Origin of the sequence: Kutzneria kofuensis (assembly GCF_014203355.1) — a bacterium.
In the GTDB taxonomy this organism is placed as follows: domain Bacteria; phylum Actinomycetota; class Actinomycetes; order Mycobacteriales; family Pseudonocardiaceae; genus Kutzneria; species Kutzneria kofuensis.
Genome location: NZ_JACHIR010000001.1, coordinates 7204490 through 7225550 on the forward strand (window position 1 = coordinate 7204490; position 21061 = coordinate 7225550).

17 protein-coding genes are annotated in these 21061 nt (G+C 70.1%); 11 read left to right on the plus strand and 6 right to left on the minus strand.

The genetic code is table 11. From position 1 onward, the window contains the following. Positions 1-45: 45 nt before the first annotated feature. Complete coding sequence (locus BJ998_RS32910; protein WP_184867212.1) at positions 46-2280, plus strand: hypothetical protein; 2235 nt, start codon at positions 46-48, stop codon at positions 2278-2280. 253 nt (positions 2281-2533) lie between these two features. Here BJ998_RS32910 and BJ998_RS32915 read toward each other — a convergent pair whose 3' ends face one another. Beyond that, on the minus strand, positions 2534-3625 hold the full coding sequence (locus tag BJ998_RS32915) for an IS701 family transposase (RefSeq protein WP_184860234.1): 1092 nt from the start codon (positions 3623-3625) through the stop codon (positions 2534-2536). Between the two features lie 410 nt (positions 3626-4035). Next, the gene (locus BJ998_RS32920) at positions 4036-5112 is read right to left on the minus strand and encodes an HNH endonuclease signature motif containing protein (protein ID WP_184867213.1); all 1077 of its coding nucleotides are present in this window, start codon (positions 5110-5112) and stop codon (positions 4036-4038) included. A 717-nt stretch (positions 5113-5829) separates the two neighbouring features. Between BJ998_RS32920 and BJ998_RS32925 the strand changes: the two genes are divergently transcribed. From BJ998_RS32925 to BJ998_RS32935, 3 genes are read left to right on the plus strand one after another with little or no spacing between them, the layout of a single operon-like run. After that, a complete protein-coding gene (locus BJ998_RS32925; RefSeq protein ID WP_184867214.1) occupies positions 5830-6048 on the plus strand; it encodes a hypothetical protein in 219 nt (72 codons plus the stop codon). 6 nt (positions 6049-6054) lie between these two features. After that, positions 6055-8628 carry a histidine kinase gene (locus BJ998_RS32930; protein ID WP_184867215.1) on the plus strand — a complete coding sequence of 858 codons (2574 nt, stop codon included), beginning with the start codon at positions 6055-6057 and terminating at the stop codon, positions 8626-8628. Beyond that, positions 8625-9284, plus strand: coding sequence for a response regulator (locus BJ998_RS32935; RefSeq protein ID WP_184867216.1), 660 nt, complete (start codon positions 8625-8627; stop codon positions 9282-9284). The genes BJ998_RS32930 and BJ998_RS32935 overlap by 4 nt, the downstream gene beginning before the upstream one ends. Positions 9285-9287: 3 nt before the next feature. On the opposite strand, the gene BJ998_RS32940 is transcribed toward BJ998_RS32935, so the two are convergent. From BJ998_RS32940 to BJ998_RS32955, 4 genes are all read right to left on the minus strand, one after another. Continuing rightward, the gene (locus BJ998_RS32940; RefSeq protein ID WP_184867217.1) at positions 9288-10064 is read right to left on the minus strand and encodes an IclR family transcriptional regulator; all 777 of its coding nucleotides are present in this window, start codon (positions 10062-10064) and stop codon (positions 9288-9290) included. A gap of 13 nt (positions 10065-10077) precedes the next feature. Then, the gene (locus BJ998_RS32945) at positions 10078-10431 is read right to left on the minus strand and encodes a hypothetical protein (protein ID WP_184867218.1); all 354 of its coding nucleotides are present in this window, start codon (positions 10429-10431) and stop codon (positions 10078-10080) included. Beyond that, positions 10428-10661, minus strand: coding sequence for a hypothetical protein (locus tag BJ998_RS32950; protein ID WP_221338201.1), 234 nt, complete (start codon positions 10659-10661; stop codon positions 10428-10430). Before BJ998_RS32950 ends, BJ998_RS32945 begins: the two co-directional genes overlap by 4 nt. Positions 10662-10798: 137 nt before the next feature. Continuing rightward, positions 10799-11191, minus strand: a complete 393-nt coding sequence (locus tag BJ998_RS32955) for a response regulator transcription factor (protein ID WP_184867219.1) — start codon at positions 11189-11191, stop codon at positions 10799-10801. 459 nt (positions 11192-11650) lie between these two features. Between BJ998_RS32955 and BJ998_RS32960 the strand changes: the two genes are divergently transcribed. The 7 genes from BJ998_RS32960 to BJ998_RS32990 are packed head-to-tail and all read left to right on the plus strand — an operon-like array spanning position 11651 to position 20975. Next, on the plus strand, positions 11651-12682 hold the full coding sequence (locus tag BJ998_RS32960; RefSeq protein ID WP_312890439.1) for a family 2 encapsulin nanocompartment cargo protein polyprenyl transferase: 1032 nt from the start codon (positions 11651-11653) through the stop codon (positions 12680-12682). Between the two features lie 16 nt (positions 12683-12698). Continuing rightward, positions 12699-13925, plus strand: a complete 1227-nt coding sequence (ispH, locus tag BJ998_RS32965) for a 4-hydroxy-3-methylbut-2-enyl diphosphate reductase (protein WP_184867221.1) — start codon at positions 12699-12701, stop codon at positions 13923-13925. A 32-nt stretch (positions 13926-13957) separates the two neighbouring features. Then, positions 13958-15748: a 1-deoxy-D-xylulose-5-phosphate synthase gene (locus BJ998_RS32970; protein WP_184867222.1), complete on the plus strand. Its 1791-nt coding sequence runs from the start codon at positions 13958-13960 to the stop codon at positions 15746-15748. A gap of 14 nt (positions 15749-15762) precedes the next feature. Beyond that, positions 15763-16935 (plus strand): 1-deoxy-D-xylulose-5-phosphate reductoisomerase, encoded by a 1173-nt coding sequence (gene dxr / locus BJ998_RS32975; protein WP_184869093.1) that lies wholly within the window; start codon positions 15763-15765, stop codon positions 16933-16935. A 16-nt stretch (positions 16936-16951) separates the two neighbouring features. Next, complete coding sequence (ispG, locus tag BJ998_RS32980; protein ID WP_184867223.1) at positions 16952-18097, plus strand: flavodoxin-dependent (E)-4-hydroxy-3-methylbut-2-enyl-diphosphate synthase; 1146 nt, start codon at positions 16952-16954, stop codon at positions 18095-18097. Next, the gene (locus tag BJ998_RS32985; RefSeq protein WP_184867224.1) at positions 18094-19980 is read left to right on the plus strand and encodes a 2-oxoacid:acceptor oxidoreductase subunit alpha; all 1887 of its coding nucleotides are present in this window, start codon (positions 18094-18096) and stop codon (positions 19978-19980) included. Before ispG ends, BJ998_RS32985 begins: the two co-directional genes overlap by 4 nt. After that, the gene (locus tag BJ998_RS32990; RefSeq protein ID WP_184867225.1) at positions 19977-20975 is read left to right on the plus strand and encodes a 2-oxoacid:ferredoxin oxidoreductase subunit beta; all 999 of its coding nucleotides are present in this window, start codon (positions 19977-19979) and stop codon (positions 20973-20975) included. Before BJ998_RS32985 ends, BJ998_RS32990 begins: the two co-directional genes overlap by 4 nt. Positions 20976-21061 lie beyond the last annotated feature (86 nt).

Here is a 21061-nt window from a genome sequence, read left to right on the forward strand (position 1 = left end):
GCTGACCGTCTTGTTCCGTGCTGAGCGCGCCACGGGCAGGGTCTCGTGATCAACTGGTTGAAGTCGCGCCGGGCCAAGCCGCAGCGCCCGGTGGTGGAGGCGCAGCCGGTCGTCGAGTTCCAGACCCGGCAGGTGGGGGCGGCCCTGATCGTCTCGGCGCCGCCGGGACCGGGCTGGCACGCGATGGCGCTGGCGGCTTCGGTGCCGCCGGACCCGGGGCGCACGGTGGTCGTGGTGGACTTCCCGTCCGGCGACAACGGCGGCTACTGGAGCGCGCTGGTGCAGGCGCTGCGCGGGCGCGGCCCGGTGCGGCTGGCGGTCTCCGGCGCGGGCAGTGCGTCCGGCAGCGGACCGACCCGTGCCATCGCGGCGCAGTGGTTGGCCGAACAGTTGCAGGCGGAGGTTGTCGCCCCGGACGGCACGCTGGTGCCGGTGCCCGGCGGCTCCACGTTCGTCGCCAACGCGCACGCCACCGGCGCGTGGCGCAGCTACCACCCGGACAAGCCGAGCGAAGCCCTCGGTGCGCGGTTCCCGTCGCCGGAATGGGAGTCGTTCATGACGACGGCGCCGTGGCGGGCGGGGCCGGTGTCCGTGGCCGAACCCGTGCCGACCGGGCTGTGGCTGCACGCCACCCCGACCGCCGCCACCCGCCGGCACTCGACGCTGGCGTTCGGCGTGCCGGTGCGGATGGACGTGCTGACCGTCATCCTCGGCGGGCCGGAAGAGGCCCAACTGCCGGCCGCCGACCTGCGTGCGTTGTGGGAGGCGCTGCCCGAGGAGATCCGCCGCCGGGTGCGGTTCGCGTCGTTCGGGGCCGACCTCGGGCAGTTCGCCGCCGACACCATCGGACGGCCGGTGATCGCGTACAACGGGCTGCCGGTGTCGTCGGAACGGGGCATCGAGATCGGCATCGTGTCGCCGGACGGGCGTCCGACCTGGCGGGCCTTCGCCACCGAGCTGCGGTACCGACCCGGCAAGATGCCGGAGATCGTCGCCGCCCGGCCGCCCGTCGGCGGGTTGAAGCCGCTGCGGCCGGGGCTGTGGGAGTTGACCGCCAACGTTGTCGTCGAGGCCGTAGCCGCCGGGCTGTGGGTGCGGGCCGCCGGGGCGACGCCGGTGGGGGCGGAGACGGTGCGGCGCATGCCCGTCGACCCCGAGTGGGCGCGGATGACCGTGGGGGTGCCGGGGGAACCCGTCGGCGACGAGGTCAGCGTGGCCGGGGCGAAGCTGTTCGCCGGGCTCGACCCCGAGACGCAGCGGGTCGTGCGGTTGGTGTTCGGGGAGGCGCCGAAGGCTGCGGAGCCGGAGGTCGAGGAGCCGACCGTTTCCGAGTGGCCGACGACTGAGGTTCCCGGGGACCCCGCGGATTCCGTGGAGGCTGCGGTTCCCGTTCGTTCTGCGGCTGGTGAGCCGTCGGCGCCGGTGCCGACCGCCGTGGATGCCGAGATCAACTACGACATCGGCGACGACCTGCCGACCATGGTGCTGCTGCGCCGTCAGATGGAACTCGGCCAGCAGGCCCCTGCCGAAGCGTGGTCGGTGCCGGTGGAGCCGCCGCCCGTGCCCGCTCGGGTCGAGCCGTTCCTCGTGGATCCCGGCATCGACGTCGACACCATGCTCGACACGTTGGTCGCCGCCGAGACCGCGTTGGACGAGCACCGGGGATGGATGCGGCGGACCCTCGGCGACCAGTACGACTCGTATGCCAGCCGGGTGCTGCGGTTGCTGGTGCAGCATCCGGAGCTGCGGGAGGGCGAGCTCCAGTCCGTGGTGACCGATCTGGTCGCCGTGCTCGTGTATTTGGCGGCGGGGGAGCGGAAGGCCGACGAGGCTTTGCTGTCCGGGGACGTGGACGCGTTGCTGCCGTTCCTCAGCTGCGTCATATCCGGGTTGCAGCGGTTGCCCGTCTACGAGGGTGTCGCCTTCTGCGGGGGCGCGGTCGACCCGGGCACGCATCGACCCGGAGCCATTCTCACCGAGGTCAGCTTCCTGAACGCCGTGACCGCGGCGGAGGTGGCGTTGCCGGGGGATGCGGAGTTCGTGATCTGGTCGGACAGTGGGCGGCGGACCGGCTACTTCGAGCCGGAGCTGGAGCCGATCGTGTTCCTGCCGGGGACCCGGTTCCAGGTGCTGGGGGTGCACGACAACCGGATCCTGCTCGGGGAGATCGGTGGGGGCGACCAGCTGGCCAAGCTGGAGGAGGCGGCGAAGCTGCGGGCGGCGACCGGGCCGGTGGCGGATCCGGTGCGGTTCGGGCGGTCGATCGGCTCGCCGGTTTAGGACTGTTGGCCGGCTTGTCCGGCGGGGGCGGATGGCTCCGGGGAATCCCGTTATGGTGCTTCGGGGATGTTTGGGGATTAGTACTACAGCCGCAGGCTGTGATGTTTGCGGTGTTGCCGCTGGTAGTGGCATCGCCGGGCGTGGGTCTGATGAAGTCGCCGCCAGTCCGACCATCGATCAGTGTGCGCTCGGGGGTGCGTCGGTCGCGTCAGGATGGCCCACAAACGTCTGATCTCGTTGCACGACAACGGGATCAAACACTCGTGGCCGGCTGTGACGCCCCCTTTGCGTCGCGGTCGCGTTCAGCGGACGCGGTCACGGCCAGGAACGCGGCGGCCAGCATCGACAGCGTGACATGTCGGTACCACGCCTGATACTTGCGGACCTGGTAGTGGTCCAAGCCGGTCTCGTTCTTGGCGAACTGGAAGGTTTCCTCGACACCCCAACGACTGCCGGCGACCCGGACAAGTTCTGCCAACGGCACGGGACGGCGGGTGTGGCAGATGTAGTACGCCAACTCGTCCGGCTTGCTGATCGACCGGCGCACCACGAGAAGGTGCTCGTCCGCGCCCGGGTCCAGCAGCAGCCAGTCATACAGCCGGCGCCCCTTGCTGCCCTCACCGGCCGACAGGCGTTGCCAGCCCTTGCGCGGTGCGCTGCGAGCCAACGCATCCGCCCGCACAGCGCCTTTCGGGGTGGTGAAGCGCTGATCGCAGGAAACGGCCATGACGTAGTCGATGTCGTTGTCTTCTAGCCAGGTTCGCAGGCCGGGATTGTCGCCGTATGCCTCGTCCGCGGTGAACCAGTCGATGTCCCTTCCCGCCTCCAGCAGGCGAGCCAGCATGTGTTGGGCCAGCACGGGCTTGGTCGCGAACTCCACATCCTCGTCGATCCCGGCCTCCGCGCAGCGCTCGCGGTCGTCGGTCCAGGACGCGGGCAGGTAGAGCTCGCGGTCGATCAACGCCCGCCCCCGGGCCGACACGTAGGTCAAGAACACGCCGAGTTGGCAGTTCTCGATCCGACCGGCGGTGCCGGAGTACTGCCGTTGGACACCGGCGGATTTGGTGCCTTTCTTGAGGAATCCGGTCTCGTCGGCGACCACGACCCCGGTGGGATCAGTGATCTGGTCCAGCACGTAGTCCCGCAGGTCGTCTCGGACCGCGTCGGCGTCCCAGCGGTAGAAGTTCAGCAGGCGCTGCATGCCGTCAGGGGCCAGGTCACCGGCCTGCTCGGCGATCGTCCAGGAGTTCTTGCGCTCGGCGCCCGACAGCAAGCCCAGCAGGTACATCCTGGCCCGGTGGCGTGAGTCTGCCTGTGCGAACCGGCCTGCGACCAGCGCGAACATGTCCTCGAACCCTGCCCGCCACCGCGCCAGGCGATCGTCCGCGTTCGTCTCCGGTAGGGCCGTGAGGTCCTGCTCCATGTCCGGCACACCCAAGTCGATCACGCATCGGCGGTCTCCGTGAACACGACACGCCGACAAGTATCACACCGTGCGGCTGTAGTATTAGGGGCTTGGTGGCGGTGGGTGAGGATTTCTTGTGTTGGGTGGGCCGATTTGGTGTGGAGCCTCTGGACGATGGCACTCAGGGCTGTTCAGGGGCAGGCAGAGCCTGCCCTGAGTCGCTGTCAATTGTATGCCATCGTCCACCTCCACACAAAATCGGCCCAAGTGTGGGGTGGAGGTGGTGAAAGGGCTCCGGCAGGTTGGGGTGGGCGGGTTTCGTTCGCTGTGGAGTTGTCAAAGAACGCGGGTTAGTACTGATGGGGTCGGGTGGTGTGGACCCGGCCTTGGGGTGTGGTCCAGCGGGTGGTGCCGTCGGAATCCGGGGTCACCGTGTAGTTGTCGTGTTTGCGGTGGTGGTGCCAGGAGCAGAGGCCCTTGAGTTGGGTGGCTGTGGCTTTGCCTTTGGGCCAGGGGATGACGTGGTCGAGTTCGCGGATGGGGCTGGTGCAGCCGGGGGCGGTGCAGGTGCCGCCGTCGTGGACTGTGACCATTTCCCGCATGGGGGCGGTGGGGCGGTACTTGGCGGTGCTCATGGCCACCGCGTGGCGGTACTGGTCGAGCAGGATGCCGCGCCAGGGGCCTTGCATGGCCAGTTCGCAGGCGAGTTCGGCGGGGATGGGGCCGTAGCCGTCCAGCAGGCCGGGCTCTTTGGTCAGGCCGATGAGGGTCTCGACGGGGATCGTCACATGCACCTGGACCTGGCGGTCCTTCGCCTGGGCCAGGAACCGGTCGAGGAAGGCATCGGCCCGCCTCTGATCGGTGGTCCGGTCGTCTTTGGGCAGGTCGGCGACGTCGGCGTTGAGCAGGTCGTAGGCCATGCGGGCCTCCACGGCGGGCAGCACGGCCTTGAGCTGGGCCATGCCATCCGGTAGCGCCTTGAATTCGACCCGCCGCTCGGCTTTGGCTCGCTGGCAGCGCTGGTCGTGGCCGTCGGGGTCGGCCAGGGCGACCAGTTTCGTGGTCTGGCGGGCGAGTTGGCTGCGGTTCAACCCGGCAGCGACCTCGACCAGGGTGTCTTCGACCTGGGTGATCAGGGCCTGGGTGGGCAGGTGGGCGACCCGCTCGTCCACGACTTCCAGCCGCCGCTGGTCGATCTCCCCGCGCCGCAGCTGGGCGAACAGCCGGGGCAGTGTCTCGACCACTCGGCTGAGTTCTTTGCGTTGTCCCAACGCCCGTTCGGGTTCGTGGCCGGCCATGGCCAGTTCGGTGAGGTCGTCGACGTGGTGGAGGACCTCCAGCTGGATGGCGTGGCCGAATGCGGCGATCTTGCCGGCCAGAACGTAGGCGGTGACTTTATCCCGCTCGGAGAGGGCTCGGATGTCCACCCTCGCCAACAGATCGAACAGGCCCCGCAGGGCTCCCTGTTCTCGATGTCGGGGGTGAGTTCTTTCATGCCTCTAGAATACGCCCGCTAAAGATCGAACTCGAATCACTAATGGGTGATTGTTTCGTGCATAATCGCTGGGCGCTTCGCGTTCTGGGGGATGGGGATCGGTGGACTGAGGAAGTGGGAAGCGGGGAAGCGGGGCCGGCAAGCGGTGAAGCAGTGAGCGAAGCGTGGATTTTGTGTGGAGGTGGACGATGGCATACAATTGACAGCGACTCAGGGCAGGCTCTGCCTGCCCCTAAACAGCCCTGAGTGCCATCGTCCAGAGGCTCCACACCAAATCCACGCGACCTCCACCACAAAAACCCACCCCCCACACGGAAACCAAACCGCCCCCCACGCAAGAACTCAACCGTCCCCACCGCAAACCCCACCACCCTTGATGATGTTGCTCAGCCCCCGCCCCAGGTCGCCGCCCCGCCGCACTACGCACCCTCCGCACCTCCACCCCATCGGCCGTAGGATGACCGGCTCACCTGCATATTGCCGTTTGCACCTCCCGCTCCGCCTCTTGTGAACCATGGTCCACACGGTGGAACAAACCCCCCGGTCACGAATTTTCCTCATGCATCCGCCGCGACTTGGTTCTAGGCTGTGCACCGCATATCTCCCGTTTTGTCTGCTCCACGACCGCCCGGAGCGGAGGTCGGTGACGATGAAGAACGACAGGGACAGGCCCGGCGAGGACAACCGCCTCAGCTCCCGGCTCACCTTCGTGGCGATGCTCGCGGCGGCGTTGATCTTGCCGCCCCTGCTGACAGCGGCAAGCCGAGCCGGCGAACTCCTCGGCCTCCCCGCCGTCTGGGTCTACCTCTTCGCCACCTGGGCGGCCGTCATCGCCGCCGTCGGCGTCATCGTCCACCGGTCGGAGTGACGAGCCATGCAGACCTGGGTGGTAGTCCTCGCCTCCGTCGCCTACCTGGGCACGCTGTTCGCGGTGGCGTTCCACGGGGACCGCCGCGCCGACAAGGGCCGCAGCGTGATCAACAACGGCTGGGTGTACTCCCTGTCCCTGGCCGTCTACGCCACCTCCTGGACCTACTACGGCGGCGTCGGCTCGGCCGCCACCGTCGGCGTCGGCTTCCTGCCGATCTACCTCGGCCCGACGATCATGCTGACCCTGGGCTGGCTGGTGCTGCGCCGGATCATCCGCATCAGCAAGCGGAACCGCATCACCTCGCTGGCGGACTTCGTCTCCGCCCGCTACGGCAAGAGCAGCGCCCTGGGCGGCCTGGTCGCCGTCATGGCGGTGATCGGCATCGTCCCGTACATCTCCCTGCAGCTGAAGGCGGTCTCGCAGACGTTCGAGATCATCCGCCGCCAGCCCGCCGTCTTCCGTGACGCCCAGCTCGCGCACGTCCCGCTGCTCCAGGACACCGCCCTCTACGTGGCGCTGCTCCTCGCCGGCTTCACGATCCTCTTCGGCACCCGCCATCTCGACGCCACCGAACGCCACGAGGGCATGGTCGCCGCCGTCGCGTTCGAGGCGGTGGTCAAGTTCATCGCCTTCGTCGCCGTCGGCGTCTTCGTGACCTTCTTCCTCTACGACGGTTTCGGCGACCTCTTCTCCAAAGCCTCACAGGCCGGCCTCGGCACGCTGTTCACCCTGCACCAATCCAGCGCCACCTGGATCTGGCAGAACGTCCTCTCCGCGCTGGCCATCATCATGCTGCCCCGCCAGTGGCAGATCGGCGTCGTGGAGAACGTCGCCGAGCGGCACGTGAAGCGGGCGATGTGGGCCTTCCCGCTCTACCTGCTCACCCTCAGCCTGTTCGTGCTGCCGATCGCCGCCGCCGGCCTGCTCCGCCTCAGCGGTTCGGCCGACGCGGACGCCTACGTGCTCGCGCTGCCCATCTCCGGCGGCCAGGAAGCCTTGGCCCTGCTGGTGTTTCTCGGCGGCTTGTCCGCGGCCACCGGCATGATCATCGTCGAGACGGTCGCCCTGTCCACCATGGTGTCCAACTCGCTCGTCCTCCCGGTCCTGCTCAAGACCCGCCCGAAGCTCGCCACCCGAACCGACCTGGGTCCGCTGATCCTCGGCATCCGCCGCGCCACCATCGTCGCGGTGATGCTGCTCGGCTTCGGCTACTTCCGCGTCGCCGACCGGGCGACCGCCCTCGCCTCCATCGGCCTGGTGTCCTTCGCCGCCGTCGCCCAGTTCGCGCCGGCGATCCTGGGCGGCCTGTTCTGGAAGGGCGGCACCAGGGCCGGCGCCCTCACCGGCCTGTCCGCGGGTTTTGCCGTCTGGGCCTACACCTCGCTGCTGCCGACCTTCGCCGAGGCCGGCTGGCTGCCCACGACCTTCCTGCAGCACGGTCCCTTCGGCATCGACGCGCTCCGGCCGCAGGCGCTGTTCGGAGTGTCCGGAATGGACTCTCTCAGCCACACCATGTTCTGGAGCCTGGTCTTCAACCTCGGCGGCTACATCGCGGTCTCGGTCTTCGGCCGCCCCAGCGCAACCGAACAGGCCCAGGCGGTCCTCTTCGTCGATGCCCTGCACGAGCCCGAAAACGCCCGCCGCTGGCGCGGTCGCGTCGCGATCGGCGAACTCCGCGCCCTGCTCGAACGCTTCCTCGGCCCGAAGGCCGCGACCGCCGCCCTTGGCGACCGCAGCACGGTCGTTTCCCCTGCGACGGAAGCGGATCCGGCCATGATCCAGCACGTGGAGACCGTGCTCGCCGGCGCCGTCGGCGCCGCGTCGGCCCGCATCCTGGTCGCCTCCGTCGTCGGCGAGGAGCAACTGAGCGTCGAGAAGGTCATCGAGATGATCGACGAGGCTTCCGAGGTCGCGGCCCTCGAAGAACGCCACCGCCTCGCCCGTGAGCTCCACGACTCCGTGTCGCAGGCGCTGTTCTCGATGACGTTGCACACCCGCGCGGTCGAGTTGGCCGCGCAGCGTGAGGGATGCGACCCCGACGGCCCGATCGCCCGCGGCCTGATCGAGCTGCGCAGCCTGACCCAGGGTGCGCTGTCCGAGATGCGCGCCTCGCTGTTCCAACTCCGCCCCGGCGCGCTGCACGAGGACGGCCTCACCGAGGCAATCCGCAAGCAGGCCACGGCCATCGCCACCCGCGAGAACGTGACGATCAAGGTCGATGCCCCCGACGCCAGGCTCCCACTCGACGAGCGCGCGGAGGACGAGCTGTTCCGTGTGGTCCAGGAAGCCGTGCACAACAGCGTCAAACACGCGTCGCCGCACCGCATCGACATCCGGCTCTGCGAGCATCCCGACCAAGCGGGCGCGCTGCTCATCGAGGTCGCGGACGACGGCGCCGGCTTCGACCCGACGGACACCCGCGAGGACGGCATGGGCCTGCCGGGGATGCGCGAGCGGCTGGCCCGGCTGGGCGGCCTGCTGGTCGTGGACAGCGCCCCCGGCCGGCACACCACCGTCCAGGCAGTTCTGCCCGGTGCGCTGCACGACCTGAGCAACCAGCTAGGAGAACGACGATGACCGAGACGCCCATCCGTGTCTTCCTTGTCGACGACCACGCGGTGGTGCGCCGGGGTATGCGCGCGTTCTTCGACATGCTGGACGACATCGAGGTGCTCGGCGAGGCCGGCGACGGCCAGGCGGCGCTCGACCAACTCGCCACCATGGCGGCCACCGACGAGCTGCCCGACGTCGTGCTGATGGACCTGTTGATGCCGCGCCTGGACGGGATCCGCGCGACGAAGGCGATCAAGCAGCGCTACCCGCACGTCGAAGTCGTCGCGCTGACGAGCTTTTCCGAGGCGGAACGGGTGCACGTCGCGCTGGAGGCCGGCGCGGCCGGCTATCTGCTCAAGGACGCCGAGGCCGACCAGGTCGGGGCGGCCGTCCGTGCCGCCAACCGCGGCCAGGTCCACCTGGATCCGGCGGTGGCCCGCAAGCTCACCCAGGCCCTCGTCGCGCCCCAGCACACCGTGACCGCGCTGACGCCGCGCGAGCGCGAGATCCTCATCCTGGTGGCCGCCGGAAAGTCCAATCGGGACATCGCCGACACGCTCGTGATCAGCGAACGCACCGCCCGCACCCACGTCAGCAACGTGCTGGCGAAGCTGGGGCTCGCCTCCCGGACCCAGGCCGCCCTCTGGGCGATCCGGGAGGGCCTGGCCACCGCGCCCTGACGCTCACGCGGCGTCGGGGCGGGCGGCGGCCATCGCGGCGGAGGCGGCACGGGCGGCCCGGCGCAGTCGGTCGATGACGGTGCCCGGGTCGAACCGGCTGATGTGCCCGCTGATCGAGACGGCGGCGACGGCCTGACCCGCCGTGCCGAGTACGGGCGCGGCGATGCACACGGCTTCCGGGTGCGTCTCGCCGAAGTCGTAGGCGATGCCGGCACGGCGAACCGACGCCAGGTCGGCCTGCAGCCGTACGGGCGAGGTGATCGTGGCGTCCGTGAACCGAGGCAGGTCCGCGGAAAGCACTGCCGTCAAAGCGGTACGCGACGCGTACGCGAGCAGCGCCTTGCCCACTGCCGTGGAGTGAGCCGGCAGCGCGCCGCCGACACGGGAGTCGGCCGGGCTGCGGCGATGGCCGTGCAGCTTCTCCACGCAGCGAACGCCGCTGTCGGTGAGCACGCCGAGGTGCACGGTCTCGTGGGTCAGCTCGTACAGGTCCTGGAGGAACGGCAGGCACGCCTCGCGCAGCTGCGGCGGCAGCCCGCCGGTCAGCAGGCCGGTGATGCCCCGCAGCCGCTCGCCGATCCGGTAGCTGCGGGCGCTGCGCTCCACGATGCCGGCGGACTCCAGCACGCCGAGCAGCCGGTGGCTCGTCGTCTTCGGCAGCCCGGTGCGGCGGGACAGCTCGGACACGCCGAGCGTCTCGTCCCGATGCTCCCACGCCTCCAGCAGCGAGAAGGCCTTCTCCACCGCGGTACGGGTCTCGGATTCGATCGCCATGGTCATCTCGGCCTCCTCCTCACGCCACCGCGGCCGGCCGTCTGGCCGTCACGACACCGAGGCTGGCGCGGCAGGCGGCCAGCAGCCGCGTGGTCGCGCCGCTGCCGCCGGCCCCGCAGCCGGGGCAGGTCATCCGGACGGTGCCGGCGAGTTCGTCGATCGCCACGGTCAGCGGCCGCTCGCAGCGGCGGCACCAGCGGTGCCGGGTGACCGGGTGGACGTGCACGGGGGAGGACACGCACTGGTGGATCCAGCGGCCGTGGACGTGGCAGGTGAGCCGGTCGTCGGGGGACAGCCGGCCGGCGTCCTCGTCCTGGTCCTCGGCCCGCAGCCGGCGGGCCAGGGGTGATTCCACGAGATGCAGGACGGTCATGCCGCCCACCCACCCTCGGCGCTCAGCCGGTCGGCGTGCGCGAAGCTGGCGGCCGCGTGGGCGCTCTCCTGGTCGGCGTCGTCTCCGCCGCGGGCGGCGAGCTGCTCGTGCATGCGGCCCTTGGCCCGGTACCACTCGGCGACGGCCTCGTTCGACGCGCCGGGGGCGGGGCGGTGGGTGAACAGCGCGGTCATCTCGATGATGGCGTTGATACTGGGCTGGGTGTTCATCTCGGTCACCTCATCGGCGGGGCTGTTTTGGCGACACTTGAACTGTGCTCCGCATCACATCTGTAGACATCGGCGTGGAGACCCGACGCGACCAGGGCTTTGGGGCTGCCCCGTCCGGGACGAACGACGATGCGCGGCTACGTCATTTGACGCGGGCCGCAGTCTTCGAGGGTGGCCAGCAGCTCGTCGGGGACCCTGGCCTTCTCCAGGAAGTGGGTCGCCCCGGCGCCGAGCGCGTGTTCCCGCGCGTTGGCGTCGATGCTCATCGCGATCACGGTGATGCCCAGGTCCGCGCTCAGCGCGCGCAGCAGGCCGAGGCCGTCGGCCAGCGCCGGCAGGTAGACGTCGGCGAGCACGATGTCCGGCGCGTGCTCCCGCGCGTGCGCGAGGGCCTCGACGGCGTGCCGGGCCTCGGCGACGACCACGATGCGCGGATGAGATGTGAGGAAGGCGCGCAGCGCGGACCGCACCCTCGTGTCGTCCTCGGCGATGAGGACCCGGATCGGCGCGGCCTGGTCGTCACGGACCATCAACGGGCCTCCTCGCGACGCGCTGCGGCGTAGGAGTCCAGTGAACCTGCTCGGCGTGGTGGCCACCCGCAGCCGATGACTCGACTTGCCCGAGACATATGACGTAGACGGGCTCCGGCCCGACCGCGCACCGTCACCGACAACGTCGTCTCATTGCGACGATCGGGCGGCGGTTTGTCGAGGGGGTCCGCGAGCGGTGATCCGACGACCGAAGGGCGTCGGCCGAGCGTGAACCGGACCTCGATCTCGCCGGTATCACGCCCGTAGCGGGGTGGGCAACGGGCCGTTCCGTGTGCCGGACATCGCGCCGCCGCCGCGTAACCCGCTTGAAGGACAGTAGATCGGCGTTGTCCAACCTTGTGGAACAGACGGTGCCGCCGCGTTCGCACGCTGGTTACGGTGCGCGGGACAACACGGCGGGTGCCCGTTTCCGCCATGTGAGCCGGGAGGGTGAGCGGTGTGACCGCAGAACCGATTGTGCGGCAAGCCAGTTCCGCGCTGGACATTCTTGCCACGAGCCGCAGGATGCTGGATCCGCGACTGAGGGCGGCGGTCGACCGGCTGCCGGGCATGCTGCGCCGCATCGCCGGCTACCACCTCGGCTGGTGGGACGCGGACGAGCGGCCGGTGGCTGCCAGCCCGGGCAAGGCGATCCGGCCGGCTCTGGTGCTGCTGGCCGCCGAGGCCGTCGAGGACCGGGTCGACGAGGCGATGCCCGCCGCCGTCGCGGTGGAGCTCGTGCACAACTTCTCGCTGTTGCACGACGACGTGATGGACGTCGACCGGATGCGGCGCAACCGCCCGACCGCGTGGACGGTTTTCGGTGTGTCGCAGGCGATCATCGCCGGCGACGCGATGGCGTCGCTGGCCAGCGCGGTGCTGTCGGAGTCGGCCGGCCCGTGGGCGGCCAGCGCCGTCCGTTGGCTCAACGACTGCGTTGTGGACCTGTGTGACGGGCAGTTCCTCGACGTCGCCTTCGAACAGCTGGACCGGGTCGACCTGGCCGAGTGCCTACGTATGGTGCACGGCAAGACCTCGGCTCTGCTGGGCGTCTCCTGCGCGCTCGGCGCGCTGGCCGGCGGCGGAACGCCGCGCCAGGTCGAGCTGCTGCGCCAGTTCGGCTACCACCTCGGCCTGGCCTTCCAACTGGTTGACGACCTGCTGGGCATCTGGGGCGACCCCGCCGTCACGGGCAAGCCGGTCGGCGCGGATCTGGTGCGCCGCAAGAAGTCTCTGCCGGTGGTGGCCGCGCTCGCCTCGGGCACGGCCGCCGGTGACGAGCTCGCCCGCACGTACCGGGCGGACACGCCGGTCGATGTGGCCCGTACGAGCGAACTCGTCGAGCTGGCCGGCGGCCGGAAGTGGGCGGAGACCCGCGCCGACGAGGAGCTGGCCCACGCGATGGCCTGCCTCGACTACGCCAACTGCGCGCCCAGGGCCCGCGGCTACCTGGTCGAGGTGGCCAACCTCGTCGTCCGCCGGAACCACTGAGCCCGAGGAGACTGCCATGCTTCGCCGCTTGCCGGTGACCGCGGTCGGCGACCAGACCGCCAATGTGCTGGTGGCCGACGGGATCCGCGTCGACGGTCGCGAGGTGGCCTGCCCCGCCGCCCCGCTGTTGATCGGCGACCTGACGCGCCGCGGCCACCACCCGGAGGTCGCCACACTGCAGGCCGGCGCCGGTGGCGTCGAGGCTGCCGTCGCGTTGGTGCCCGGCACCGACTTGGGGCTGGCCGTCGCCGCCGCGCCGCGGGATCTCGCCACCGCGCAAGGAGTTGTGGCTTCATGGCTGGCCGTCGCGGGGCCGCGCACCGTGTTGCTGGCGAGCCCCCGGTCGTTCTGCGCCGGCGTCGAGCGGGCGATCGAGATCGTCCTGCAGACGCTGCAGCAGCGGGACACCACTGTGTACGTGCGCAAGGAGATCGTGCACAACAAGCACGTCGTCAACGACCTCGCCCGGCGCGGGGCGCGCTTCGTCGACGAGCTCGACGAGGTGCCGGACGGTGCGACTGTGGTGTTCTCGGCGCACGGCGTCTCGCCCGCGGTGCGGGCGGAGGCCCGCGACCGCGGCATGGAGGTGATCGACGGGACCTGTCCGCTGGTGACCAAGGTCCACTCGGAGGCCCGGCGGTTCGCCGGTCGCGGCGACACGGTTGTCCTCATCGGGCACGCCGGCCACGAGGAGGTCGAGGGCACCATGGGGGAGGCGCCCGACGCGATGGTGCTCGTCGAGACCGTCGACGACGTGCTGAAGCTGGAGATCGAGGACGTCAGCCGGGTCTCGGTGCTGACGCAGACCACCCTCGCCATGGACGAGACGGCCGAGGTGGCGGACGCGCTCCGGCAGCGGTTCCCGGCGCTGCGTGGCTCGGCGGCCGAGGACATCTGCTACGCCACCACCAACCGGCAGGAATCGTTGCGACGGCTCACCGTCGACGCGGACGTCGTGCTCGTCGTCGGCTCGGTGAACTCGTCCAACTCGCAGCGGCTCGTCGATCTCGCCGACCGCCAGGGCGTGCCGGCCCACCTGATCGACGACGTGGCGGACCTCCGCCCGGAGTGGTTGGCCGGTGCGGAAACCGTGGGCCTGACCGCGGGCGCCTCCGCGCCGCCCGAACTCGTCTTCGAGGTGATCGCCGCGCTCGGCGGGCTCGGTCCGGTCGAGGTGCGGGAACGCCGGACCGTCGACGAGACCGTCCACTTCGGACTTCCGTCCGCGCTGCGCACGCGGTGAGACAGCCATCCACTCACGCTCGGGAGCTAGCCATGACCAGTGCCTACCAGGCGGCGTCGGACCAGGTGCCGCTACCGCGACCGCGCAAGGCCGCCCACCCCAGCCTGCTGTCCGCCGAACTGGGCGAGTTCGACACCGTGCAGCTGCGCGCGCTGGCCGCCGACATCCGGGCCCACCTGGTGAGCACGGTCTGCGCGGCCGGCGGCCACCTCGGCTCCAACCTGGGCGTCGTCGAGCTGACGATCGCGCTGCACCGGGCCTTCCGGTCGCCGTGGGACGCGGTCCTGTTCGACATCGGCCACCAGGCCTACGTGCACAAGATGCTCACCGGCCGCTGGGACCGATTCCGCACGCTGCGCCAGGCCGGCGGCCTGTCGGGTTACCCTTCCCGGGCCGAGAGCGCTCACGACTTCATCGAGAACTCCCACGCCTCAACGGTGATCTCCTACGCGGACGGCATGGCGCGGGCGATCGAGCTGATCGGAAACCACGGCCGGCGGGTCGCCGCGGTCATCGGCGACGGCGCGCTCACCGGCGGCATGTGCTGGGAGGCGATGAACAACCTCGGCGGCTCCGGCAAGCCGGTGGTCCTGGTGCTCAACGACAACGAGCGGTCCTACGACCCGACGCTCGGGTCCGTCGCCGAACACCTGAGCGCGCTGCGCGCCGGCACGGCCGACGGAAACCTGTTCGAGCAGCTGGGTTTCGAGTACCTGGGGCCGATCGACGGGCACGACTTCGACGCCCTCGACGACGCCTTCGCCCTGGCGCGCAGCCGTCCGCACCCGGTGCTGGTGCACTGCGTGACCGTGAAGGGCAAGGGATACGCGCGGGCCGAGCGGGACGAGGCCGACCGCATGCACGGCATCGGCGTGATCGACCCGGCGACCGGCCGCAGCACGCAGCCGGCCGCGGTCAGCTGGACGAACGTGTTCGCCGAGGAGATCGCCGACATCGCGCGCGACCGGGTCGACGTCGTCGGCGTCACCGCCGCGATGCGGCTGCCGGTCGGCTTCGGCAGGTTCGCCGCGGAGTTCCCGGACCGCGTGATCGACGTGGGCATGGCCGAGCAGCACGCCCTGACGTCGGCGGCCGGCCTCGCCATGGGCGGCATGCACCCGGTGGTGGCCGTCTACTCGACGTTTCTCAACCGGGCGTTCGACCAGCTGCTGATGGACGTCGCGCTGCACCGGCTGCCGGTGACGCTCGTGCTGGACCGGGCCGGTGTCACCGGGCCGGACGGGCCCAGCCACCACGGCATGTGGGACCTGTCGCTGCTGGCCATGGTTCCGGGGATGCGGGTGGCCTGCCCGCGTGACACCGACAGCCTGCGAACCCAGCTGCGCCAGGCGGTTTCGTGCGAGGGGCCGACCGCGATCCGGTTCCCCAAGGCCTCGGCGGGGCCGGCGGTCCCGGCCTGCGCCACGGTCGGCGACGTGGATCTGCTGTCCGCCGACGGGAACGACGTACTGATCGTCGCTGTCGGACAGTTGGCCCCGATGTGCCTGCGGGCCGCGGAGATCCTGCGCGAGCAGGGCATCGGCGTGACGGTGGCGGACCCGCGGTGGGTGCTGCCGGTGAGTCCCTCGCTGGTGGATCTCGTCGCCGGGTTCCGGGTCGCCCTCGTGGTCGAGGACGGCCTCGGCTCCGGTGGCATCGGCGACGCCGTCGCCCGGGCTTGTGCCGCGTCCGATGTGGACGTTCCGGTCCGATCGATGGGGTTGCCAACAAGGTTTCTCGCGCACGGTAGCCGGAACGGGGTGCTGGCCCAGGTCGGCCTGGATGCCGAGTCGATCGCCAGGCACGTCGGCGGCCTGCTGTGAGTGCCGCCGTCCTGGTGCTCGGCTCGACGGGGTCGATCGGCGCCCAGGCGCTCGACGTCGTCGAGGCCCGGCCGGATCAGTTCTGGGTCGCCGGCATCTCGTCGTCCGGCCGGAAGCCGGCGGTGCTGGCGTGCCAGGCGTTGAACCACAACGTCGACGCCGTCGCGGTCACCGACCCGGCCGCCGTCGACAACGTCCGGCTCGCCCTGCGCACCGAAGCCCACCGCCGGGGCAACACGCAGCGGCTGCCGCGAATTCTGTCCGGCCCGCACGCGGACCTGGAGTTGATCGACTCCACGCCGGTGGATGTCGTGCTCAACGCCCTGCCCGGCTCGCAGGGCCTGCGGCCGTCGTTGCTGGCGCTGGGCACCGGCGCTCGGTTGGCGTTGGCCAACAAGGAATCGCTGGTGGCCGGCGGTTCGCTGGTGTTGAAGGCGGCCAAGCCGGGGCAGTTGGTGTCGGTGGACTCCGAGCACTCGGCGTTGGCGCAGTGCCTGCGCGGCGGCGCCGAGGAGGAGGTGGCCCGGCTGGTGTTGACGGCGTCGGGCGGCCCGTTCCGTGGTCGGCGCCGCGCCGAGTTGGCCCGGGTCACCGTCGGCAGCGCGATGGCGCATCCGACCTGGTCCATGGGGCCGCTGATCACCATCAACTCGGCGACGCTCGTCAACAAAGGGCTGGAGGTCATCGAGGCGCACCTGCTGTTCGACGTGCCCTACGACCGGATCGACGTCGTGGTGCACCCGCAGTCGGTGATCCACTCCATGGTGACCTTCGTGGACGGTTCGACGCTGGCCCAGGCCAGCCCGCCGGACATGCGGCTGCCGATCTCGCTGGCCCTGGGCTGGCCGGCCCGGGTGGCGGGTGCGGCGCAGGCGTGCGACTGGTCATCGCCGACGAGTTGGACGTTCGAGCCGCTGGACGATGTGACGTTCCCGGCGGTGGAGCTGGCCCGCTTCGCCGGTGCGACCGGCGGTTGCCTGCCGGCGGTCTACAACGCCGCCAACGAGGAGTGCGTCGCCGCTTTCCTCGCCGGCGCAACGAGTTTTCTGTCCATTGTGGATACCGTGGCCGAGGTTGTCGGCGCCGCCGACCAGTGGCACGGGGAACCCGCCGACGTGTCCGAGGTGCTTGCCGCCGAAGGGTGGGCCCGGACCAGGGCCGCCGCCACGCTGGCGCGTGCCGCCTGATGTGAGGGAGATGATCATGTCTGTCCTGCTCGGCATGCCGCAGGCGCCTGCGCCGGTGCTTGCGCCCCGTCGTGTCACCCGGCAGCTGAAGGTGGGGTCGGTGGGCATCGGCAGCGACTTTCCCGTTGCGGTGCAGTCCATGACCACGACGCTCACCGCCGACGTCAACGCCACCCTGCAGCAGATCGCGGAGCTGACCGCGGCCGGCTGCGACATCGTGCGCGTGGCCTGCCCGTCGCAGGACGACGCGGACGCGCTGCCGGCGATCGCGCGCAAGTCGCAGATCCCGGTGATCGCCGACATCCACTTCCAGCCCAAGTACGTGTTCGCCGCGATCGAGGCCGGCTGCGCCGCGGTGCGGGTGAATCCGGGCAACATCAAGAAGTTCGACGACAAGGTCCGGGAGATCGCGCAGGCGGCCAAGGACCATGGCACGCCGATCCGGATCGGTGTCAACGCCGGTTCGCTGGACCCGCGGCTGTTGCAGAAGCACGGCAAGGCCACGCCGGAGGCGTTGGTGGAGTCGGCGCTGTGGGAGGCATCGCTGTTCGCCGAGCACGACTTCCACGACATCAAGATCTCGGTCAAGCACAACGACCCGGTGGTCATGGTCCGGGCCTACGAGCTGTTGGCGGAGTCGTGTGACTATCCGCTGCACCTGGGTGTGACCGAGGCCGGTCCGGCGTTTCAGGGCACGATCAAGTCGGCGGTGGCGTTCGGGGCGCTGCTGCGGCAGGGCATCGGGGACACGATCCGGGTGTCGCTGTCGGCGCCGCCGGTGGAGGAGATCAAGGTCGGCACGCAGATCCTGCAGTCGCTGAACCTGCGTCCGCGCAAGCTGGAGATCGTGTCGTGCCCGTCGTGTGGTCGGGCGCAGGTGGATGTGTACAAGTTGGCCGAGGAGGTCACCGCCGGCCTGGAGGGCATGGAGGTGCCGCTGCGGGTGGCGGTGATGGGGTGCGTGGTCAACGGGCCCGGTGAGGCGCGGGAGGCCGATCTGGGGGTGGCCTCGGGCAACGGCAAGGGGCAGATCTTCGTCAAGGGGCAGGTCGTCAAGACGGTGCCGGAGCACCAGATCGTCGAGACCCTGATCGAAGAGGCGTTGCGGATGGCGGAGGGGATGGAGTCGGTGCCGGGGTCGTCGGTGGAGGTCGTGGCATGACCGGCACCCGTCGCATCGTCAAGGCCGTCGACCGGGTTGTGATCCGTTTCGCCGGTGACTCCGGTGACGGCATGCAACTCACCGGCGACCGGTTCACCTCCGAGGCCGCCGCGTTCGGCAACGACCTCGCCACCCTGCCGAACTTCCCCGCCGAGATCCGCGCGCCCCAGGGCACGCTGCCCGGCGTGTCCAGCTTCCAGCTGCACTTCGCCGACTACGACATCCTCACCCCCGGCGACCGCCCCGACGTCCTGGTCGCGATGAACCCCGCCGCCCTCAAGGCCAACATCGCCGACCTCCCGGCCGGCGGGACCCTGATCGTCAACACCGACGAGTTCACCAAACGCAACCTGACCAAGGTCGGCTACGCCTCCAACCCCCTGGACGACGAGTCCCTGGCGCAGTACAACGTGCACCAGGTCGCGATGGCCTCCATCACCCGCGCCGCCCTGGAACCCACCGGGCTGTCGAAGAAGGACGCCGAACGCGCCAAGAACATGTTCGCCCTCGGTCTGCTGTCGTGGATGTACCACCGGGAGACCGCCGGCACCGAACGGTTCCTGCGGGAGAAGTTCGCCAAGAACCCGGCCATCGCCGAGGCCAACATCCTCGCGTTTCACACCGGCTGGAACTACGGCGAGACCACCGAGTCGTTCGCCGTGACCTACGAGGTCGCCCCGGCGAAGCTGGCCACCGGCACGTATCGGCAGATCACCGGCAACACCGCGCTGGCGTACGGGATCGTGGCGGCCGGGCAGTGCGCCAAACTGCCCGTCTTCCTCGGCACCTACCCGATCACCCCGGCCTCCGACGTGCTGCACGAACTGGCGAAGCACAAGAACTTCGGGGTGACCACGTTCCAGGCCGAGGACGAGATCGCCGGCATCGGCGCCGCCCTGGGCGCCTCCTTCGGCGGCGCGCTGGGGGTGACCTCCACCTCCGGGCCGGGGATCGCGTTGAAGTCCGAGACCATCGGCCTGGCCGTGATGACCGAGATGCCGCTGGTCGTGCTGGACATCCAGCGCGGCGGCCCGTCGACCGGTCTGCCGACCAAGACCGAGCAGGCCGACCTGCTGCAGGCCATGTTCGGCCGCAACGGCGAGGCCCCGGTGCCGATCATCGCCCCCCGCTCGCCGGCCGACTGTTTCGACGCCGCCCTGGAGGCCACCCGGATCGCGCTGACCTATCGCACGCCGGTGTTGCTGCTGTCGGACGGCTACATCGCCAACGGCTCCGAGCCGTGGCTGATCCCCGACGTCGACGACCTGCCCGATTTGAGTGTGGAGTTCGCGACCGAGCCCAACGCCACCGACGGGTCGGGGGAGTTCTGGCCGTATCTGCGGGATCCGGAGACGCTGGCCCGGCCGTGGGCGGTGCCGGGCACGCCGGGGCTGGAGCACCGCATCGGCGGGCTGGAGAAGGCCGACAAGACCGGCAACATCTCCTACGACCCGGACAACCACGACAAGATGGTCCGGCTGCGCCAGGCCAAGATCGACGGCATCGCCGTGCCGGACGCCGAGGTCGACGACCCGTCCGGGGCCGCGCGGGTGCTGGTGCTGGGCTGGGGCTCCTCGTACGGGCCGATCGGCGCGGCCTGCCGGCGGGTGCGCCGGCTGGGCATGGACGTCGCGCATGTGCACCTGCGCAACCTCAACCCGTTCCCCAAGAACCTGGGCGAGGTGCTGGGGCGGTACGACAAGGTCGTGATCCCGGAGATGAACCTGGGCCAGCTCGCGATGCTCATCCGGGCCAAGTTCCTGGTCGACGCCGTCTCCTACACCAAGGTGGCGGGTCTGCCGTTCAAGGCCGAGGAACTCCAGGACGTGCTCGTCGGCCATGTGCGGGCGATGCGGGCGATGCGAAGCGAGGTGGCGGCATGACCACGACCGATCTCGGCCTGCCGGGACTGACGGGTGTGCCGGCCTTCGAAGGCAAGCAATTCGCCAAGGACTACAAGACCGACCAGGACGTCCGCTGGTGCCCCGGCTGCGGGGACTACGCGATCCTCGCGGCGGTGCAGGGGTTCATGCCGGAGTTGGGGATCCGCCGCGAGAACATCGTGTTCGTGTCGGGCATCGGCTGCTCCAGCCGCTTCCCGTACTACATGAACACCTACGGCATGCACTCCATCCACGGCCGCGCCCCCGCCATCGCCACCGGCCTGGCGACCTCGCGGGAGGACCTGTCGGTCTGGGTCGTCACCGGCGACGGCGACGCCCTCTCGATCGGCGGCAACCACCTGATCCACGCGCTGCGCCGCAACGTCAACCTGAAGATCCTGCTGTTCAACAACCGGATCTACGGCCTGACCAAGGGCCAGTACTCGCCCACCTCGGAGGAGGGCAAGGTCACCAAGTCCACCCCGATGGGCTCGCTGGACCACCCCTTCAACCCGGTCTCCCTGGCCCTGGGCGCCGAGGCGTCGTTCGTCGGGCGGGCGCTGGACTCCGACCGCAAGCAGCTGACCGAGGTGCTGCGGGCCGCGGCCGAACACCGCGGCTCGGCCCTGGTCGAGATCTACCAGAACTGCCCCATCTTCAACGACGGCGGCACCACTCGACCAGTCGACCCGATCGTCCTCCGCCACGGCCACCCCATCCGATCCGAGACACACTCGGTTGTTCGCAACGCCAACGGAAAGCTGACCGTCGTCGACGGCTGCTCCGACAACGCCGTCATCCACGACACGGACGACCTCTGCCACGCCTTCGCACTGTCCCGTTTGGACACCACGGTGACCGGTGTGTTCCGCGCCGCGCGACGGCCTACCTACGACGACCTTGCGCGCGAACAGGTCGCGCACGCCATGGCCGCCCGGCCGGCCGACCTCGCTGCACTGCTGCACGGCGGCAGCGCCTGGCACGTCGCGGCGTGATGTTCCGGGTTGCAGAACAACCGGTGGAACGCCCCGTGGGTGCTTCCTAGACTCGGCACCGCGCCGAATCGAGAGCGGAGATCATC

Coding starts and splice junctions, on each gene's coding strand:
- BJ998_RS32925 (WP_184867214.1), top strand. CDS start 5,830: ATGAAGAACGACAGGGACAGGCCCGGCGAGGACAACCGCCTCAGCTCC.
- ispH (WP_184867221.1), top strand. CDS start 12,699: ATGCTTCGCCGCTTGCCGGTGACCGCGGTCGGCGACCAGACCGCCAAT.
- BJ998_RS32930 (WP_184867215.1), top strand. CDS start 6,055: ATGCAGACCTGGGTGGTAGTCCTCGCCTCCGTCGCCTACCTGGGCACG.
- BJ998_RS32940 (WP_184867217.1), bottom strand. CDS start 10,064: ATGACCATGGCGATCGAATCCGAGACCCGTACCGCGGTGGAGAAGGCC.
- BJ998_RS32955 (WP_184867219.1), bottom strand. CDS start 11,191: ATGGTCCGTGACGACCAGGCCGCGCCGATCCGGGTCCTCATCGCCGAG.
- BJ998_RS32970 (WP_184867222.1), top strand. CDS start 13,958: ATGACCAGTGCCTACCAGGCGGCGTCGGACCAGGTGCCGCTACCGCGA.
- BJ998_RS32950 (WP_221338201.1), bottom strand. CDS start 10,661: ATGAACACCCAGCCCAGTATCAACGCCATCATCGAGATGACCGCGCTG.
- BJ998_RS32990 (WP_184867225.1), top strand. CDS start 19,977: ATGACCACGACCGATCTCGGCCTGCCGGGACTGACGGGTGTGCCGGCC.
- BJ998_RS32915 (WP_184860234.1), bottom strand. CDS start 3,625: ATGTTCGCGCTGGTCGCAGGCCGGTTCGCACAGGCAGACTCACGCCAC.
- BJ998_RS32945 (WP_184867218.1), bottom strand. CDS start 10,431: ATGACCGTCCTGCATCTCGTGGAATCACCCCTGGCCCGCCGGCTGCGG.
- BJ998_RS32985 (WP_184867224.1), top strand. CDS start 18,094: ATGACCGGCACCCGTCGCATCGTCAAGGCCGTCGACCGGGTTGTGATC.
- ispG (WP_184867223.1), top strand. CDS start 16,952: ATGTCTGTCCTGCTCGGCATGCCGCAGGCGCCTGCGCCGGTGCTTGCG.
- BJ998_RS32935 (WP_184867216.1), top strand. CDS start 8,625: ATGACCGAGACGCCCATCCGTGTCTTCCTTGTCGACGACCACGCGGTG.